Source organism: Arcicella sp. GW822-FHT02H01 (genome assembly GCF_058802005.1).
Genome location: NZ_JBXANT010000001.1, coordinates 4367358 through 4385609, shown reverse-complemented (window position 1 = coordinate 4385609; position 18252 = coordinate 4367358). Strand labels below are relative to the sequence as shown.

Here is an 18252-nt window from a genome sequence, read left to right as displayed (position 1 = left end):
GAAAAAAGAGGCTGGAAGTACTTCCAGCCTCTCTATTTTTATTTTACTTCAAAACCTCCTGTTCCGATTTTAAAGCCTTCTGTAAAGACTTCCACGGTATATTTTCCTGGGCGATAAGGTGCACCACGGTCAAAATAAAATTCAGCATGTAGATTTTCATTATCAAATGTCATATCCCTTCTGATGGTAAAAGCCAAGTCTTGTCCATTGTAGTCAAAATTTCCAGACCCTAAATCTGCATCAAAAAGCGTATAACCATCAGGGTCAAGAATCCTGATTAAAACCGTTTTTTTACCTTTTTCGGTAAGGTCATTTCTATTCAATTGAACTGCAATTTTGATTTTGCCCAATTTTTTAGACTTATATCGATCGTCTTCAAACTCCTTGCCTTTTTCGGTTATACCGATTACTTTGATAGACTCTGCCCTGAGTGCAGCCGCACGAGTAACCTTTTCAGTAAGAATCTTATTGATAGAAGATACTTCCTTGTTCTGAGCTCTCGCTTCTTCAACGCTCTTCGTCAAGCCATTTTTTTCGTTTTTAAGCGTAGAGTTTTCGTTAGTCAGACTTGAATTTTCGTCTCTTAACTGAACTAATTCTGCTTCTTTAGCAGTAAGTATCGACTCATAATTTTTTATCTTATCCGCATAATTTTCTTTGATGTTCTCTAAAGTAGCATAACGTTTAGTTAACTCACTTTTATCTTTTTCTAAAGCGACTTTAGCTTTCTGTAACTCAGAAACATCCCCTCCTAGTTTTTCAACTTCTTCAATCTGAGCTTCCAATTGCGTCGTAATTGAATCTAGCTTTACACGGGTTTCGGCCAGTTCCATTACTTTAGTATTGATTACCTCTTGTTGGTTGGCTGATGTTTCCTTAGACTCAAAAAGCATGTATGCTAAGCAACCCGCAATCAAAACTACCAATGCTAATACAGCCCTTAAAATATTATTTGTATTGGGCTTTGGGGTTAATTCTTCGCTTGATAAGTTATTCATGATGAAATGGATAAATTTTTAAAAGAATGTTGTGGTTTTTAAAAATCCGTCAAAGATAATACAACATTTTCACTAAATATTTCATTACTAATGATTATCCTAGAAATTGTAAGACGCTTTCTAAGCCCATTCCTCTTGAACCTTTTACGAGGATATGAGTATCAGTAACGGGATAGTCCTGTAACCAATTGTGTAAACCAAATTTATCTGGGAAATAATGTACTTTCATAATCGGTAATACTCTTACTGCATTTTCCATTAAATGTCCTGCCAAAAGGATATAATCGAAGTTACAAGCCAATAATAATTTTCCGATGGCTTCATGCTCTGCACTTGCTTCTTCACCAAGTTCAAACATATCACCCAAAATCACCATCTTTTTCCCCACTTTCAGGTCATTAAAATAAGTAATAGCAGCCGACATTGATGAAGGATTAGCATTATAAGCATCCATCAAAACCATGTTAGTGCCTTTTTGAATAAATTGCGAGCGATTATTGTTTGGAACATAATCAGCAACGGCTTGGCAAGCTATTGAAGTTTCAATATTAAAAAATTGTCCGATTCTGATGGCTGCACAAATATTTTGGAAATTATAAATGCCTGTTAAGTGTGACGTATAGGTATTCTCCGATAAATCTTCAAAAATCACAAAGGGGCTTTCTTCAAGAATATTTACGACATTTTCAAAAGTTGGGTTTTTATTAGAAGTATAAACAATTGTTTCTTTAAAAGTATAATTCTGAATCATGTCGTAGGTAGGTTCAGATGCTACATTTACGAAAACTGTTCCATTATTAGCACTTAGCCAATCATACAATTCACCTTTGCCTTTCTTTACGCCTTCCATTCCTCCAAAGCCTTCTAAATGTGCTTTGCCGATGTTAGTAATAAAGCCATGAGTGGGTTCGGCAATTTCTACTAATTCCTTTATATCTCCTTGTTTATTGGCACCCATTTCAATAATAGCAATTTCAATTGTTTCATCAATTGCCAAAATGGTTAGAGGAACACCAATGTGGTTATTTAAATTTCCTAATGTGGCGTAAGTACAATATTTTTTTGATAAAACGCAATTTATTAACTCTTTAGTTGTGGTTTTCCCATTTGAGCCCGTCAATCCAATAAAGGGAATATCGAGCTGTTTACGATGAAAGTTAGCCAATTGCTGTAATGCTTTTAGCCCATCTTCTACTAAAAGATATTGCTCGTTTTTTACATAAAGGGCATCATCCACTACTGCATATTTTGCTCCTTTGGCTAATGCTTGTTCTGCAAAAGCATTAGCATTGAAATTAGGGCCTTTCAACGCAAAAAAAATTGAGTCTTCTCCAATTTTACGAGTATCTGTAGATACACTAGAACATTCTTTATACTTTTGATATAATTCAGTAAGCGAAATCATTATTTTATTCGTTATGTATGTGTCTCAAATTCGAGATTCATGATTTTTCGACAAATATTACATGAAAAAATTAATTTTACTTTTATTCCTGTCAAATCTTGGTAAAAGCTTTGCTCAAAATTTTACCTTTCAATACAATAATAGTTTTAAAGTAGTCCAAAATGGACAAAGTTTACCTAATACCTTTGCGGGTGGATTAAATGCTCCGCAATTTTCAACATGTAAGTTAGATAATGATGGTGTTGAAGACTTAGTTGTTTTCGACAGAACCTCTTCTAAACTCAGCACTTTTCTTGCTAAAAAAGACAACACAGGTAAATATTATTGGCAATACGCCCCTGAATACGAAACAGCATTTCCAGCTATTCAACATTGGATGTTATTGGTAGATTATGATTCCGACGGCAAAAAAGATATTTTCACTTATACCCCCGCAGGGATTAAAGTTTACAGAAATGTTTCTACCAACAAAATAGCTTGGGAACTCATCACCGACCCATTGTATAGTACTGGTTATTCGGGTAAAATAAATTTATACACGGCTTCAACTGATATTCCAGCAATTGTTGATATTGATAACGACGGCGATTATGACATCGTAGCATTTGATTCATCTGGTAATTTCTTCCTCTTCCACAAAAATTTTAGTCAGGAAAACTACAAAGATAATAATCATTTAGAGTTCAAAAGAATAGGCGATTGTTGGGGAAATTTCTTCAAAGAGCATTTTGATGATGCACGCTTCAATCAAGACTGTGGAGCGAATGTTCCTGTGGGCGGTAGTACAAACAATGGAGCGAATGGTCAAAAAGTTGAACATTCAGGAAATGCTTTATTGGTGTTAGATTTAGACGGAGATGGTTTAAAGGATGCCCTTTATGGACACATCTCAGCAAACAGAGTAGCTGCTTTGAGTAATAATGGTACTAGCAATCAAACCATTTTTACAAAAGCAGATTACTTCTTCCCCAATCAAAAACCTATTGACTTCTCTATTTTCCCTGCGATATTCTATGAAGATGTAGATTTTGATGGCATCAAAGACATTATTGCCGCACCCAATGGCTATGATAATGCGCTACAAACGGTAGATTATCAGAATGCAGCATGGTTTTATAAAAATAATGGGCAAAACAATAACCTAAATCTAACCTTTCAACAAGCTAATTTCCTACAAAATACCATGGTGGATTTAGGAGAAAATGCTAGTCCAGTGCTGGCTGACATTGATGGTGACGGGGATAAAGATTTGTTGGTTGGCAATGCAGGGAATCGAGGAGATAATGGCTACAGAGCCAATATTACCCTTTATGAAAACAAAGGAAACAATACTTTTGAACTGAAAACAACTGACTTTCTGGATTTATCAAAATCTCAACAGCTATTTGAAATCAAACCATTTGTTACTGATATGAATGGAGATGGTACGGATGATTTTGGTTTTACGGCCAATACTTTTAATGGCATGACGATTCAATATATCCCAAACAGAGCAGCCAGAAACCAAGCCTTTTCATTAAAGCTTTCTGAAATTGTTACGCTTCCTAAAATCAATAATTTATCCAATGGCGATTCGCCCTTATTTTTTGATTTAGACAACGATGGTAAAAAGGATTTATTGATTGGAAAAGGTAGCGGTAGAATTGAGTTTTATAAAAATACAGGAAGTAGTACAAGTCCAATTTATACTTTGACAAAAGAAGAACTAGGCGGACTTACGTCAGATTATCTTTCGGGAAATGTATCATTGACAGTAGCAGATTTGAATGGTGATGGAAAAGTTGAGCTTATTACGGGCAATAGAGATGGGACATTCAAGGTTTTCAAAAATATCATTGAACAAAACCAAGACCTTTTCAAAGAGGATTCTTCAGGTGTATTAGATGAATTTACAGGCAAGCATACTCATTTAAAATTAGGAGGTATGCTTTCGATTGCAGTAGGTGATTTAGACGGAGACGTTATTCCCGACTTTATTGTTGGCACCAATGCAGGTGGTTTGAAATTCTTGAAAGGTACTACCAAATTTACTGTTACGGGCAACGAAGAAAGCAAAACAGCGGTTATTTATCCCAACCCAACCAATCATTTTGTTTATATCAAAAATAATTATTTAGCAGAATATCAGCTCGTCGACTTTACAGGCAGAACGCTCTCTCGAAAAAATAGTACAAGTTTGAACGAAGATGTATTTTTCGATTTAAGTAATTATAGCAATGGTACTTATTTTATCAGAATAATTGCTGAGGGAAAAGGCATCGTTACCGAAAAAGTATTGCTTAGGAAGTAATAAAATTAACGAAGAGATACATGGTTAAAAAGCGTTAATCAGGATTTTAAATAACATTTTTAATTTTTTTCGCAAAAAATACCTCAAAATTGCGAACTTTGGAATAATACAGTTACTTGGCATAAGGCTAATGGTTATGAAAATTTGAGCTTCAATAGCGAAACTATCCATCCTCAAATACTTAACCATTTGTAACTCGCCGAGAACCAATTTTAATATGGCAAGAAATATTCCAAAAAATACAGAAAGAACCAAAGAACGAAACCCTTCCCCGCAAATTTCGTTTGACTTTAATATAAAAAAAATAATCCAAAGCGAACAACTACATTTCGTTTTGGGCATCTTGTTTATACTCCTCGGAGTATTTATGTTTTTTTCGTTTTCATCACATCTTTTTACAGGCGATGCTGACCAAAGTGAAGTAGAAGACCCACTTCAATCATCGATTGAGCCTTTAAAAAAACAACCCAAAAATCCATTTGGCTTGTATGGTGCAAAGCTTGCATACCTCTTAATTTTTAGACTGTTCGGTTGGTCTGCCTTTTTGCTTGTCCCTATTTTATTGACTGCTGGCTATAAGCTTGCCTTTAAAAAAGAAGTTATTCCATTAGAAAAATTAACTTGGCAATCATTATTCTATATGATTTGGCTAAGTGCTTTCCTTGGCTTTTTTGTTTTTATGCTTGAAGCAGAAGAAAAATGGAGTAGCCTTTGCGGAGGTATTGGATATTTTGTCAATGAATATATGTATGGATTCATTGGTTGGGCTTCTTTTTTTGTAATCACTTTTGTGCTGATTGTTTTTGTGGTGTATTACTACAAAGTAGATACCTCTAGTTTGGTAGCAAAACCAACTGATGAAGAGCACGATACGGTTATGAGTAAAGTAGAAGAGGATAAAGACAATATTGCAGACGCCAAGAACATCAAAAGAGTTAGAGAAAACTTTGAAACGATAGTAGCTGAAGAAGAACCTGAAGATGATTTGGTCGTAAATCGAGAAGACAATTTTGACGAAGCTAATATTCGTCCATACCTTCCTCCTATCATCGAAACCCCTCTTCCAAAAAGTAATCTCGCCAAAGCGCCCGTAGCATTGACTATTGAAAACATTGAGGATCTGCCAGAAGTCATTGAAGATACTGAGGAAGACGCGCCAGTATTGGAAGTAAATGATTCGGTGAATGATGAATTATTGAAGAAATTTGGTTTATACGACCCAATGTTAGACTTACCTCATTACAAGTACCCAACACTTGATTTAATGAAAGAGTACGATATGGGCAAGCCTAATGTTTCGCAAGAAGAACTGAAAGCCAATTCCGACAAAATTGTGGAGACATTGGCTAATTATGGTATTGGCATTGCTTCTATCAAAGCTACTATTGGCCCAACAGTTACGTTGTATGAAATTATTCCAGATGCTGGGGTAAGGATTTCTAAAATCAAGAACCTTGAAGATGATATTGCCTTGTCACTGGCAGCACTAGGGATTCGTATTATTGCTCCGATTCCGGGAAAAGGAACGATTGGTATTGAAGTACCTAATAAAAACCGTGAGATGGTGCCTGTAAAAATGGTGATTGGCTCTGAGAAATTCCAGAAATCAACAGCCGAATTACCTATTGTGTTAGGGAAAACGATTAGCAATGATATTTTCATTACCGACTTAGCCAAAATGCCTCACTTACTGATGGCAGGTGCTACAGGACAAGGAAAGTCTGTTGGGTTGAATATGATTTTGACTTCGTTACTATACAAAAAGCATCCATCTCAACTAAAATTCGTGTTGGTCGACCCAAAGAAAGTTGAATTAACACTTTTCAATAAAATTGAAAGACATTTCTTGGCAATGTTGCCAAACGCTGCCGAAGCCATCATTACAGATACCAAAAAGGTGGTTCATACACTGAATTCGCTTTGTATAGAAATGGACAATCGCTATAACCTTTTGAAAGATGCAGGTTGTAGAAATTTGAAAGAATACAACGTAAAGTTTGTTAACAGAAGGCTTAATCCAGACAAAGGGCATTATTTCATGCCTTATATTGTATTGATTATCGATGAGTTAGCCGACTTAATGATGACCGCAGGAAAAGATGTAGAACAACCTATCGCTCGTCTAGCCCAGTTAGCCCGTGCCATTGGTATTCACTTGGTTGTGGCTACGCAACGACCATCGGTAAACGTAATTACGGGTACTATCAAGGCAAACTTTCCTGCTCGTCTTTCGTTTAAAGTTACGTCAAAAATTGACTCCAGAACGATTTTAGATACGGGTGGAGCTGAACAATTGGTGGGTCAAGGAGATATGTTACTTTCGATGGGCTCTGATATCATTCGTTTACAATGTGCTTTTGTAGATACACCAGAAGTGGAAGATGTCTGTGAATTTATCGGCAATCAGCAAGGTTATGATTCTGCCTATATGTTACCTGAATTTGAAGGTGATAGCGACGGCGGAGGTAACGAAAAAAGTGATTTTGACCCAAGTAATCGTGATCAATTTTTTGATGAAGCTGCTCGCTTAATTGTTACGCATCAACAAGGCTCAACATCCTTAATTCAGCGTAGATTAAAATTAGGATATAACCGTGCTGGTAGATTAATTGACCAACTAGAAGCCGCAGGAATTGTAGGTCAGTTTGAAGGATCTAAAGCAAGAGAAGTATTGATAAAAGACTCTGAAACGCTAGAAAGGCATTTAAAGAATTTGTAGATATATTTTTACGATTAAACATGAGTCATCCCGAATTTTAAAATCACAAGAAAGCGGTCAAAAAACTAATTTTGACTGCTTTCTTGATTTATGGATACAGATTATAGTTCCGTTAGGAACACTATATCGGTAGAAGAAGCATCTATTAACTCTTCTAAGCCCCATCGGGGCGAAATATTTCGCCCCGATGGGGCTTAGAAGAGAATTTTGTTTACATTTTACCGCAAATGCGGCTACCGATATATCGCCTCTATGAGGCTATTTTGTTAAACTTCCTATTTTAAGAAAAATTCGGGATGACTCATGTTTCACATTTAAGCAATGATTATTATCCAATTGATACTAATTCAATATCAAAAATCAAATCTTTCCCAGCCAAAGGATGGTTAGCATCTAAAGTAATACTGATATCTGTTACTTCAACTACTGTTACTGGCATTACTTGTCCAGAACCATCTTGGTGCATATTTAATTGCATACCTACTTCATAAGGAATATCAGCAGGAAGTTCAGCTTTAGGGAATACTGCTAAATAGTCAGCATTCACTGGTCCATAAGCTTGTTCAGCAGGAATATGAACAGTTTTTTTCTCGCCAATAGTCATTCCAGTGATGCCCTCATCAAAGCCTTGGATAACCATGCCCGTACCTAATTCAAACTCTAAAGTTTCACGTCCCGCCGAACTATCAAATACAGTTCCGTCCGTTAATCTTCCTGTGTAATGGACGTTAACTTTATCGCCCGCCTTTGCTTGTGCCATTTTATCAATTATTTTTTAAAATTTCGGTAAAGGTCGTAATTTTTATGGAAAACTTAGTTTTCATCTGGTAATTATTCCTCCTAATCAAGACAAAAACACTAAAATTATACTATCATTATTCACAAAATAACATACCTTAATATAAAGTTAATAACGTTTTATTGAAGGTTTAAACAGTGTGTATACACCATAGTATTTGTATAATCATTCTCCCTAAAAAGCAGTGATGATATATTCTCATATCATTTACTTGCTTTCATAAATCAATGTATCTTTGTGAAAACCTAAAATTGATGTACTTAATCTTTGTTGAAATTATTGGTTGGATTGGTTCCATTCTTATCGTCGGAGCATTTGCTTTAAACGCTTTGAATAAGATTTCGTCTACCTCCATAAATTACCAATTGGCTAATCTTTTTGGAGCCATCTGTTTTATCATTAATACCCTTGAACATAAGGCCTACCCTTCTGTTTTTGTGAATGTAGTCTGGGTAATTATTGCAGCTATTGCGATTATAAAAGCTAGAAAGAAATGAAATTTATCGATTTAAGCCATATTATTGAGGAGGACGTAGTCACTTACAAAGGTCTACCTGCACCTGTTATTTGTGATTTCTGGACACGTGAAGAATCGAAAAGTTGGTACGAAGAAGGAACATCTTTTCAGATAGGAAAAATTGAAATGGTAGCCAATACGGGTACTTACCTAGATACGCCCTTCCACCGATATGAGGATGGAAAAGATTTATCTCAAATCCTGATTGAACAAACAGCTTTATTAGAGGGTGTATTGATAAGTATTCCCTACTACGAACAACTGAGCATTGATAAATCATTTTTTGAAGGGTTAGATTTAACAAATAAAGCCGTTTTGGTACATACTCGTTGGGATGAAAAATGGAAAACTGACGAGTATTATAGTGGAAATCCTTTTTTAACGGCTGATGCTGCTGAATATCTGGTGAGTCAACGAGTAAAATTAGTCGGTATCGACTCTCATAATATCGATGATGTAGCTGGAAAAGCTCGCCCAGTACATAGTATTTTACTCAAAAATGAAATCTTGATTGTAGAACATTTGTGTAATTTAGGCGAAATTCCTACAGATACTCCTTTCAAATTTTCGGCAACACCTCCCAAAGTAAAAGGGATGGGGACTTTCCCTGTCAGAGCCTATGCCGTCATTGAAACCCTTTAGATTTATTTACATTGAAACCAAAATATTTGCTTCCAGTAGTCATTTTCGCACAGTTCTCAGGGACATCCTTATGGTTTGCCCTCAATGCAGTGTTGAAAGACTTACATCAATTATATCCTGACATATCCAATTTTCTGAGTAGCATGACCTCCTCAGTTCAACTGGGTTTTGTAATTGGTACGGCAGTCTATGCTATTTTAACCATCAGCGACCGCTTTTCGCCTGTCAGGGTATTTGTTATTTCTACCCTTTTAGCAGCGTTCTTTAATTTGTTGATTGTCTGGATACCTGTTGGATTTAATACATTGCTCTTCATTCGTTTTGTTGTAGGCTTTTTCTTAGCTGGTGTCTATCCTGTCGGGATGAAAATCATGGCAGATTGGTATGACAAAGGGTTAGGAAGAGCCTTAGGATATTTAGTAGGGTCTTTGGTATTGGGCACTTCATTTCCACATTTTATTGCTTTTTTCTCTCTTAGCATCCATTGGCAATCTGTCATTATTGCAACATCAATTATTGCTACATCTGGGGCTTTATTACTGTTTTTATTCATTAAAGATGGTCCTTTTCGTAAAAAAGCAGGGCAATTCAACCCTAGAAGCATTGTAGCTTCTTTCAAAAATCCCTCATTTAAAACCTATTCATTTGGCTATTTCGGACACATGTTTGAAGTATATACTTTTTGGGCTTATGTGCCTATCATCATTCAGCAATACAACCAGCATAGTAGCCATTCTTTTAATATTTCGTTGTGGTCATTCTTAATTATTGCCTCTGGGTTGATAGCCTGTGTAATGACAGGTGAATTTTCTGCTAAACTCGGGAGTGCCAAATTGGCTTTTTACTGCTTATCGCTTTCGTTAATATGCTGTCTTTTTTCTGTTTCTTTTTCACAAGTCAGCCCTTTTGTCTTCATTACTATCATGTTGGTTTGGGGAATGAGCGTAGCTGGTGACTCACCGCAGTTTTCTGCCTTAATTTCACAAAATACCAATCCTGAATATCGAGCATCTTCCATCACCATTGTAAACTGTATTGGTTTCGCTATTACCATTATTAGTTTACAAATTTTACAATTTGCGACCAAATATATTACGAATGAATACGTTTACTTAATTTTGGCAGTAGGCCCTGTATTAGGATTAATAAGTACATTTAGAAGTACTTTTCTTGTAAGGGATAAGGTTTAAAATGTTTCCCCAAACCCTACTATATAAGACATTTCAACCTATCACTAGCGAAGGACTTAAGTCCCTCGCTAGTGATAATTCATTCATTTTTAAATACTTACCAATAATCATTCGTATATCATTTAGAAACAATGATTTTATTAACATCAGATACATTAACAGTTGCTAAAGGTCTCTTGGGGTATCGCTTAGTGCATGAAAATGAGGAAGGCATAACAGCAGGAATTATTGTAGAAACCGAAGCGTATTTACAAGATGACCCTGCGAGTCATACTTATCGGAAAAAAAGTGTTCGGAATGCACCCATGTTTGGCGTGCCAGGTACTGTATATGTGTATCAAATATATGGCATGCACTTTTGTGTAAATATTACTACCAACAAGAAAGATATAGGCGAAGCTGTTTTGATAAGAGCTTTAGAACCTATTGAAGGCATTCCACTAATGGAGGCAAGGCGTAGTACTACTATTTTGAAGAATTTATGTTCTGGCCCAGGGAAGTTGGTTCAGGCAATGGGCATCCATAAAGGCATGAACGATTGGCATGTTTTGGACGGTGATTTAAGATTGCTCCCTCCTATTAGCGATTATTTCGATGCTGACATTATTACAACTACTAGAATCGGTATTACGCAAGGAGCTGAATTGCCTTATCGGTTTTATTTAAAGGGTAGCCCATTTATCAGTAAACCTTAGCTTTTAACACTTTGAGGTGGTTCTTCACGTTGATATAATATGTTATATCAACGTGAAGAACCACCTCAAATAAGTTTTGTAGTTTTTCTGTAAAGGCACTATTCCATCACTTTCGGAACTCTAAAATATTCTCCGTCTTGTTTTGGAGCATTTTTTAAACCTTCTTCACGACTGATGCTTTGAACCACTTTGTCTTCACGCAAAGCATTGACTTCCAAACTCATGTGGGTCAATGGCTTTACATTTGATGTATCTATTTCATCTAGCTCCGACATCCAGTTTAGTACAGACTCTAACGATTCTCTCATCTCTTTTTCAGCAGATTCGGGCATTTCCAAACGAGCCAAATGAGCAATCTTTTGTAATAATTCTTTATCTATGTTCATCTTTATCATGTATTGAGAGAGATTAAGCTTCGTCTCTCCCTCTCAATTTTTTATCGTCCATGTGTTTGTTCAAAAACTCATTGATTTTTTCAATGTCAATACTTCTATTGATTTCACCAAAAGAATTAATTGAAATATCGAATCCATCAAGCTCATTATGAACTTTTGGGAGTTCTTTTTTAGGAGTTTCTTTTTTCTTTGCCATTGTCTGAATTTGAAAATTTGGAGGTTCAAAATTAGTGCATTCAATAGATTAATTACTCATTACTCACCATTCACAACTCATCACTTACAAGGTATTCAAAGCCTTCTCTAAACGTGCAATTACAGCTTCTTTACCTATGATTTCCATCGATAACATTAAGTCGGGGCCTGCTCCTACGCCTGTGGTAGCCACACGCAAAGCCTGCATTACTTTTCCCATTTTAATGCCTAGTTTTTCTAATTCTGCATGCAAAACGTGTTTAATGTCGTTCGCTACAAAATTATCTAAAGCAGGTAAAGCATCTTTAAAAGCTGTGATACCTTTCTTGGCATCATCATTCCATTTAGAGGCTACAATGGTTTCGTCATAAGTAACGGGTGCAATGAATAATGCCTCGGCCTCGTTTGTAATTTCTTGTGGGAAAGTAACTCTTTCTTTGAATAAACTTACAATTTTCAAAGCTTTGTCTGATTCAAAGTTAGGTAAATATTCTTTGGCTAACGTTTCGTCAGAACGTAATTTTATATACTGCTGATTGAACCATTTAGCTTTATTAATATCGAATTTAGCTCCTGCTTTATTGATTCTTTCTAAACTAAAGCTTTCAATCAATTCTTCCATCGAAAATAACTCTTGTTCCGTACCTGGGTTCCATCCCAAGAAAGCCAAGAAGTTTACAACAGCATCACTCAAATAACCTTCTTCTCTGAATCCTTTTGCGATAGTACCGTCAGGGTTTTTCCATTCCAATGGGAAGACAGGGAATCCACCTAAATCAGCATCACGTTTTGAAAGCTTTCCATTGCCTTCTGGTTTCAGCAACAATGGTAAGTGTGCAAACAAGGGCATAGTATCTTCCCAACCAAAAGCACGGTATAATAATACGTGCAAAGGTGCTGAAGGCAACCATTCTTCTCCACGAATCACGTGGGTGATTTCCATCAAGTGGTCATCTACTACGTTGGCAAGGTGATATGTTGGCATTCCGTCCGACTTCATCAATACTTTATCATCCATCGTTGATGAATGTACATGTACCCAGTCGCGGATGATATCTTTAAAACGAATTTCTTCTTTCGCTGGTACTTTCAAACGGATTACATAAGGCTCGCCTGCGACTATTTTAGCCTGTGTTTCTTCTTCTGAAAACGTCAGAGAGTTTTTTAAACGACTACGCGTAGCGGCATTGTATTGAAAAGCCGAACCTTGACTTTCAAAAGTTTGACGCATTTCATCTAACTCCTCGCTTGAATCAAAAGCATAATAGGCTTTTCCTGAATTGATGAGTTGCATCGCATAATCCATATAAATATCCTTACGTTCCGACTGTCTGTAAGGGGCATGCGGACCGCCTACGCTTATTCCTTCATCAATCGTAATACCTACCCACCCTAAGGCTTCTATGATATAGTCTTCTGCACCTTCTACAAAACGATTTTGGTCTGTATCTTCAATACGAAGTAACATTTTACCACCCAGTTTTCTGGCTAATAAATAATTATATAATGCTGTTCTTACACCACCTACGTGCAAAGCTCCCGTTGGACTTGGTGCAAAACGTACTCTTACTTGATTTGACATTTTTTGAAAATTAAATTACAGCAATACAAGAAATCTCTACATTTACATCTTTTGGCAAACGTGCCACTTCTACAGTTTCGCGTGCAGGAGGATTCTCTGAAAAATATTCACCATATACAGCATTGATGGCTGCAAAATTATTCATGTCTTTTACAAAAATAGAAGCTTTTACCACATTAGCGAAACTCATATCGGCTGCTGCTAAAATGGCTTTTAGGTTTTCCATTACTTGACTTGTTTCATCCTGAATACTTGCTCCAGCTTCTGCCAAAGCAAAGGCAATTTGCCCTGAAATGTACAAAGTTCCGTTAGAGAGTACTGCCTGCGAATATGGCCCGATGGCTGCGGGTGCTTTTTCAGTGAAGATGATTTGTTTCATTGTTGATTTGTATCTTTATTGGTTTCCCGAAATTTTGTGCAAGTTACAAAATGATTAGCTGTTTTAAGGCATTTATTCAAATCATGATACTTTTGTAAGGGGCAAATTCGTAGACTATCTGTATATTCCAAGATATTTTCAATAATTTGCCTTTGCTTGCACTCATAAATTAAAACATATAATTCATGTCATTAAAGATTCGTCGTAAATATAATTTTTGGTTATTGTTTATTGTAGTGTTGGTTATTGTCCTTTTTTGGCAAAGAGTTTGGGTTGTTTATCTATACCAACAAGCCAGCGGAGGGTTGGATGTTGCCTTCAATACTCGTCCGCTTGACGACGTACTAAAAGATAAAAGTGTTCCTGATTCATTAAAAAAACGCATTTTGTTGATTGGTGAGATAAAGCGTTTTGCCATTGATTCTTTGGGCTTACAGGATAACCCAAAGGTATACCAAACCATGTATGACCAACAAGGACGACCTTTGGTATATTTGCTGACTGTAGCAGAGCGTTATAAAATGGAAGCAGTGATGTTTAATTTCCCTTTTATTGGCAACTTTACTTACAAAGGTTTCTTTGATTCTACGGCCGCTTATCAGGAAGAAAACGTTTGGAAATTGCAAGGCTACGATACAGAGATGGGACAAGGTGCTGCCTACTCTACCTTAGGCTGGCTACCAGAACCTATCTTAAGCAGTATGCTTTACTACTCTGATGGCAAATTGGCGAGCCTGATTATCCACGAAATGACACATGGAACGATTTTTGTAAAAGATGATCATGAGACGAGTGAGAATCTTGCCAATTTTGTTGGCGACTATGGTGCCAAGCGTTTTTTGATTTATAAATACGGCAAAGATTCTCCGCAGTTCCAAAAGAAAAATCAATCTAAAGAAGTGCGAGACAAATATATAAAGCACTTAAACAGAGGGACTTTGAAATTGGACAGTCTCTATAAAACTTTTGAAGGCAAAAAACTTTCTGACACACGCAAGGATTCATTGAAGTATGCGTTAATTGAAGAAATTGAAATAAGTCAAGATACTATTTTTAAAAAACCAACGGCTTTATCTAAACCTAAAATTGACAGGAAGGATTTACCAAACAATGCTTATTTTGTAGGATTTAAAACCTATAATTCAAAACAAAATGAGTTTGAGTTAATCTTTCAAAGGCAATTTAAAGGGAACTTCGAACATTTTTTGAAGTCCATGAAAAAAAAACATAATCAGTAATCTGCGCATATATGAAAAAAGTATTTTTGATATTAATTCTCTTGATTACGGCGATGAGTTTCAAGTCGTCATTTCAAGAAAGGGTAATCGAACAAGATAGTTTTACTACTGGCGAACATATAGAATATCGTGTGCATTATGGTTTTGTGAATGCTGCAGAGGCCATTGTGGATGTAGATAACAAACTACAAAATGCCAATGGTAAACCTTGTTATAAAGTTGGCATCGTAGCTAGAACTGTGGGGGTTACCGATTGGATTAGTAAAGTACGTGATACTTGGACATCCTACATTGATGCGTCTATGATTTTACCTCAGCAATTCTATATGAAGAAGCAGGAAGGAAGTTATAAAAAAGAGCAAAGAGTGATTTTTAACCATAATAACAATACTGCGAAATTGTTTGAAATGGATGATTCGCAAGAGAAGAAAACTTATAATCTGCCTAAGTATATTCAGGATGTGGTAAGTGGTTATTATTTTATCAGAACGATTGACTTTTCAAAAATGAATGTCGGCGATTCTGTACCTGTTACTTTCTTTTTTGAAGGAGAAGTGTATAATATGCGATTGAAGTTTCGTGGTAAAGAAACTATCAATACGAAGTTTGGCAAAATCAGTACTTTCAAAATCACTCCTCAATTACCTAAAAACAATTTCTTTCAAGACGAGGAATCTGTAAAAATGTGGGTAACGGATGATGAAAACAAAATTCCAGTAAGAGCAGAGGTTTCTTTAAAAATTGGTGCTTTGGCACTAGACCTTAGAAAGTATTCTGGTTTGAAACATGAGTTGAAGTTTAATTAGCTGTTAGCTTTGAGCGATGAGCTTTGAGCTGTCAACTTTTCCAATATACCGTGGTCTGTGGCACACAGAACACAATTCAATTGTCCGAGTGTTCTGTGTGCCACAGACCACGGTATGAAAAAAGAAACCCCTGCAAAGTGATTTTTGCAGGGGTTTACTTTTTTTGATGAGATTATATCTAAAAATCAAAGCTCATCGCTCAAGGCTGACTGCTTACAGCTAAAAAACTACCAAATAAAACGAGTAGAAAGGAAAGTTGATTCTTGGTTTTCTACAATTTGGTTGACGATAGCTTTGTTCTCTGTAGTCTCTTTCGTGGCTACTACTGTTCTGATAGAGAATGAACGCAAAGCAGCCGTTACTGAAAGTGTTCCTTCTGCTGAATCTTTACGACCAGTAAAAGGGAAACCGTCTGGTCCACGCTGACATTGTGAGTTAATATTTACACGCGAAACTTGGTGTACAGCCACATCCATTAATTCAGAAATCTGATGAACATCTTTACTGAAAATAGATACTTGCTGACCATGAGACGATTCAATTAAATAATTAATTGGCTCTTGAATATCACTGAAAGCTACTACTGGAACAAGAGGTCCGAATTGCTCTTCATGCCACACTTTCATTTCTCTGTTTACAGGATATACCAATGCTGGGTAAACGATAGATTTGAATGATTCTCCTCCGCCTTCGTTCACAACTTTTGCTCCGTGTGCGATAGCATCGTCAATTAATTCTTTCAAGTAAGCAGGTTTGTTAGGCTCAGGAAGTGGCGTAATGTTTACTCCTTTTTCCCACATCAATCCTAATTTCAATTTACCGATTTCTTCAGACATACGTTTGTTAAAAGCATCAACTAATGATTCATGTACCCACATCATTTTCAAGGCTGTACAACGCTGACCGTTGAACGACAATGAACCTAACATACATTCTTTCACAGCTAATTCTAAATCTGCACTTTCAGTAACGATGGCAGCATTTTTAGCATCTAGTCCTAAAATAGCTCTCAAACGGTTAACTTTCGGGTGCATTTTTTTCAACTTATCCGCTACTTTCGACGAACCAATCAAGGTTAAAGCATCAATTCTGCCTGATTCCATTAATTGAGGAACTACAGAATTTCCACGACCGTAAATTGTATTGATTACCCCAGCAGGGAATGATGTACGGAAGGCTTCTAACAATGGGTAGTGCAATAAAGTACCATGTTTTGGTGGCTTGAACATTACTACATTTCCCATAATCAACGCAGGAATCAACGTAGTGAAAGTTTCATTCAATGGATAATTGAATGGCCCCATACACAAAACAATTCCTAATGGCGAACGACGAACCTGACCGATGATTCCTTCTTCAATCATAAATCTTGAAGAGTTACGGTCGATGTCTTTCAACGCACCAATAGTATCATAAATATATTGAACGGTACGGTCGAATTCTTTTTGTGAATCACCCAAAGATTTACCGATTTCCCACATCAATAATTTCACAACTTCATCACGTTTCGTAATCATCTGTTGCGTAAACTTCTCAACACATTCTATACGGTGGGCTACAGACATTGAAGGCCACTCGCCACGACCGTGGTCGAAAGCTTTTACGGCAGCATCCAAAATTTCCATCGCATCTTCTGGATTGGTGATAGGATACGAACCTATTCTTTTTTGTTCTAAACCGTTGGCAGTCTGAACATAAACAGGAGACCAAACATCTTGGGTCTTTCCAGCCCACTGACGCATCTCGCCGTTAACTAAATACTCACGTTGCTCAATTGGCTCTGTGAGATTATATTCCGCTGGAATTTGTGCTTCGGTTGGAAAAAAAGTTTCTAAGTTTTTTACAGATGACATGAATTTTAATTCTTAAAAAAGTACAATGATTTAGATTTTTGTCTTGGCAAAGTTTAAAAGAAAGGAGTTTCAGCAAATGGAGTGAGACTATTTTATTTTAATAATCATAAATATACTACAAATATTCCTATTTATTGATTTGCAGTTAAATTTCATTGATACTAATTTAAGCGAAGTCAGTGTATTTACTTAGAAGGTTTTTAACTGATATTTTCTACGAAGTTTGTTAATTAAAAACTTTTTTTGGGCTGTAAAACTCTCTGGATTTACTTGATTAAAAACCACTTTCAGGCTTTGAAAATCCTCGGGATTTGCCCAAAGAAATTTTTCTGAATCTATGTTTTTTTGCTCGAGATATTGTTCAAAAACCATGGTAATTGGTTGAATATTTATGTAAATACTAAAAGGTTATTGATTTTTAATAATATGCTTAAGAATTTTATTTCGTTTGTATCGGAAAAAGAAAATTTCCTTTCGCCACTACTTACTTTTCTTGTCTTGAAACAAGAAAAGTAACAAAAGAAATTCAAGAAATTCCGAAACTCGCTT

General features: G+C 36.2%; 16 protein-coding genes. 8 read left to right on the top strand and 8 right to left on the bottom strand.

The window, feature by feature from the left end; all coding sequences use genetic code 11:
- Nucleotides 1-38: 38 nt before the first annotated feature.
- Nucleotides 39-998 (bottom strand): DUF8428 domain-containing protein, encoded by a 960-nt coding sequence (locus AC1RNE_RS18250; RefSeq protein ID WP_492802868.1) that lies wholly within the window; start codon nucleotides 996-998, stop codon nucleotides 39-41.
- Between the two features lie 94 nt (nucleotides 999-1092).
- Entirely contained in the window at nucleotides 1093-2403 is a 1311-nt protein-coding gene (locus AC1RNE_RS18245; protein ID WP_492802866.1) for a UDP-N-acetylmuramoyl-tripeptide--D-alanyl-D-alanine ligase, read from the bottom strand.
- A gap of 61 nt (nucleotides 2404-2464) precedes the next feature.
- Here AC1RNE_RS18245 and AC1RNE_RS18240 point away from each other — a divergent pair, with 61 nt between their 5' ends.
- Together AC1RNE_RS18240 and AC1RNE_RS18235 are read left to right on the top strand one after the other, a co-directional pair.
- A complete protein-coding gene (locus tag AC1RNE_RS18240) occupies nucleotides 2465-4693 on the top strand; it encodes an FG-GAP-like repeat-containing protein (protein WP_492802864.1) in 2229 nt (742 codons plus the stop codon).
- A gap of 217 nt (nucleotides 4694-4910) precedes the next feature.
- Nucleotides 4911-7412: an FtsK/SpoIIIE family DNA translocase gene (locus tag AC1RNE_RS18235; protein ID WP_492802862.1), complete on the top strand. Its 2502-nt coding sequence runs from the start codon at nucleotides 4911-4913 to the stop codon at nucleotides 7410-7412.
- A 328-nt stretch (nucleotides 7413-7740) separates the two neighbouring features.
- Here the strand turns inward: AC1RNE_RS18235 and AC1RNE_RS18230 are convergent, their stop codons facing one another.
- A complete protein-coding gene (locus AC1RNE_RS18230; protein WP_492802861.1) occupies nucleotides 7741-8172 on the bottom strand; it encodes an FKBP-type peptidyl-prolyl cis-trans isomerase in 432 nt (143 codons plus the stop codon).
- Between the two features lie 293 nt (nucleotides 8173-8465).
- On the opposite strand from AC1RNE_RS18230, the gene AC1RNE_RS18225 reads away from it, so the two are divergent.
- From AC1RNE_RS18225 to AC1RNE_RS18210, 4 genes are all read left to right on the top strand, one after another.
- Nucleotides 8466-8708, top strand: a complete 243-nt coding sequence (locus tag AC1RNE_RS18225; protein WP_492802859.1) for a CBU_0592 family membrane protein — start codon at nucleotides 8466-8468, stop codon at nucleotides 8706-8708.
- Nucleotides 8705-9370 carry a cyclase family protein gene (locus AC1RNE_RS18220; RefSeq protein WP_492802858.1) on the top strand — a complete coding sequence of 222 codons (666 nt, stop codon included), beginning with the start codon at nucleotides 8705-8707 and terminating at the stop codon, nucleotides 9368-9370. Before AC1RNE_RS18225 ends, AC1RNE_RS18220 begins: the two co-directional genes overlap by 4 nt.
- 11 nt (nucleotides 9371-9381) lie before the next feature.
- Complete coding sequence (locus AC1RNE_RS18215; protein ID WP_492802856.1) at nucleotides 9382-10560, top strand: MFS transporter; 1179 nt, start codon at nucleotides 9382-9384, stop codon at nucleotides 10558-10560.
- A gap of 131 nt (nucleotides 10561-10691) precedes the next feature.
- Nucleotides 10692-11255, top strand: a complete 564-nt coding sequence (locus AC1RNE_RS18210; RefSeq protein ID WP_492802854.1) for a DNA-3-methyladenine glycosylase — start codon at nucleotides 10692-10694, stop codon at nucleotides 11253-11255.
- A gap of 98 nt (nucleotides 11256-11353) precedes the next feature.
- Here AC1RNE_RS18210 and gatC read toward each other — a convergent pair whose 3' ends face one another.
- The 4 genes from gatC to AC1RNE_RS18190 form a co-directional block, all read right to left on the bottom strand.
- Nucleotides 11354-11641, bottom strand: a complete 288-nt coding sequence (gatC, locus tag AC1RNE_RS18205; RefSeq protein ID WP_492802852.1) for an Asp-tRNA(Asn)/Glu-tRNA(Gln) amidotransferase subunit GatC — start codon at nucleotides 11639-11641, stop codon at nucleotides 11354-11356.
- A gap of 22 nt (nucleotides 11642-11663) precedes the next feature.
- Complete coding sequence (locus AC1RNE_RS18200; RefSeq protein WP_323248051.1) at nucleotides 11664-11846, bottom strand: hypothetical protein; 183 nt, start codon at nucleotides 11844-11846, stop codon at nucleotides 11664-11666.
- Between the two features lie 84 nt (nucleotides 11847-11930).
- A complete protein-coding gene (gltX, locus tag AC1RNE_RS18195) occupies nucleotides 11931-13427 on the bottom strand; it encodes a glutamate--tRNA ligase (RefSeq protein WP_492802850.1) in 1497 nt (498 codons plus the stop codon).
- A 10-nt stretch (nucleotides 13428-13437) separates the two neighbouring features.
- Nucleotides 13438-13806 carry a Rid family detoxifying hydrolase gene (locus AC1RNE_RS18190; protein ID WP_492802848.1) on the bottom strand — a complete coding sequence of 123 codons (369 nt, stop codon included), beginning with the start codon at nucleotides 13804-13806 and terminating at the stop codon, nucleotides 13438-13440.
- Nucleotides 13807-13991: 185 nt separating this feature from the next.
- Here AC1RNE_RS18190 and AC1RNE_RS18185 point away from each other — a divergent pair, with 185 nt between their 5' ends.
- Nucleotides 13992-15044: an aminopeptidase gene (locus tag AC1RNE_RS18185; RefSeq protein ID WP_492802846.1), complete on the top strand. Its 1053-nt coding sequence runs from the start codon at nucleotides 13992-13994 to the stop codon at nucleotides 15042-15044.
- 11 nt (nucleotides 15045-15055) lie between these two features.
- A complete protein-coding gene (locus AC1RNE_RS18180) occupies nucleotides 15056-15850 on the top strand; it encodes a DUF3108 domain-containing protein (protein ID WP_492802845.1) in 795 nt (264 codons plus the stop codon).
- A 227-nt stretch (nucleotides 15851-16077) separates the two neighbouring features.
- Here AC1RNE_RS18180 and AC1RNE_RS18175 read toward each other — a convergent pair whose 3' ends face one another.
- The gene (locus AC1RNE_RS18175; RefSeq protein WP_492802844.1) at nucleotides 16078-17703 is read right to left on the bottom strand and encodes an NADP-dependent glyceraldehyde-3-phosphate dehydrogenase; all 1626 of its coding nucleotides are present in this window, start codon (nucleotides 17701-17703) and stop codon (nucleotides 16078-16080) included.
- Nucleotides 17704-18252: the final 549 nt, after the last annotated feature.

Excerpts from the sequence above, each read along its gene's own strand:
- AC1RNE_RS18200 (WP_323248051.1), bottom strand. The coding sequence starts at position 11,846 with ATGGCAAAGAAAAAAGAAACTCCTAAAAAAGAACTCCCAAAAGTTCAT.
- AC1RNE_RS18175 (WP_492802844.1), bottom strand. The coding sequence starts at position 17,703 with ATGTCATCTGTAAAAAACTTAGAAACTTTTTTTCCAACCGAAGCACAA.
- AC1RNE_RS18180 (WP_492802845.1), top strand. The coding sequence starts at position 15,056 with ATGAAAAAAGTATTTTTGATATTAATTCTCTTGATTACGGCGATGAGT.
- gltX (WP_492802850.1), bottom strand. The coding sequence starts at position 13,427 with ATGTCAAATCAAGTAAGAGTACGTTTTGCACCAAGTCCAACGGGAGCT.
- AC1RNE_RS18210 (WP_492802854.1), top strand. The coding sequence starts at position 10,692 with ATGATTTTATTAACATCAGATACATTAACAGTTGCTAAAGGTCTCTTG.
- AC1RNE_RS18235 (WP_492802862.1), top strand. The coding sequence starts at position 4,911 with ATGGCAAGAAATATTCCAAAAAATACAGAAAGAACCAAAGAACGAAAC.
- AC1RNE_RS18185 (WP_492802846.1), top strand. The coding sequence starts at position 13,992 with ATGTCATTAAAGATTCGTCGTAAATATAATTTTTGGTTATTGTTTATT.
- AC1RNE_RS18220 (WP_492802858.1), top strand. The coding sequence starts at position 8,705 with ATGAAATTTATCGATTTAAGCCATATTATTGAGGAGGACGTAGTCACT.
- AC1RNE_RS18245 (WP_492802866.1), bottom strand. The coding sequence starts at position 2,403 with ATGATTTCGCTTACTGAATTATATCAAAAGTATAAAGAATGTTCTAGT.
- AC1RNE_RS18230 (WP_492802861.1), bottom strand. The coding sequence starts at position 8,172 with ATGGCACAAGCAAAGGCGGGCGATAAAGTTAACGTCCATTACACAGGA.
- gatC (WP_492802852.1), bottom strand. The coding sequence starts at position 11,641 with ATGAACATAGATAAAGAATTATTACAAAAGATTGCTCATTTGGCTCGT.
- AC1RNE_RS18225 (WP_492802859.1), top strand. The coding sequence starts at position 8,466 with ATGTACTTAATCTTTGTTGAAATTATTGGTTGGATTGGTTCCATTCTT.
- AC1RNE_RS18190 (WP_492802848.1), bottom strand. The coding sequence starts at position 13,806 with ATGAAACAAATCATCTTCACTGAAAAAGCACCCGCAGCCATCGGGCCA.
- AC1RNE_RS18240 (WP_492802864.1), top strand. The coding sequence starts at position 2,465 with ATGAAAAAATTAATTTTACTTTTATTCCTGTCAAATCTTGGTAAAAGC.
- AC1RNE_RS18250 (WP_492802868.1), bottom strand. The coding sequence starts at position 998 with ATGAATAACTTATCAAGCGAAGAATTAACCCCAAAGCCCAATACAAAT.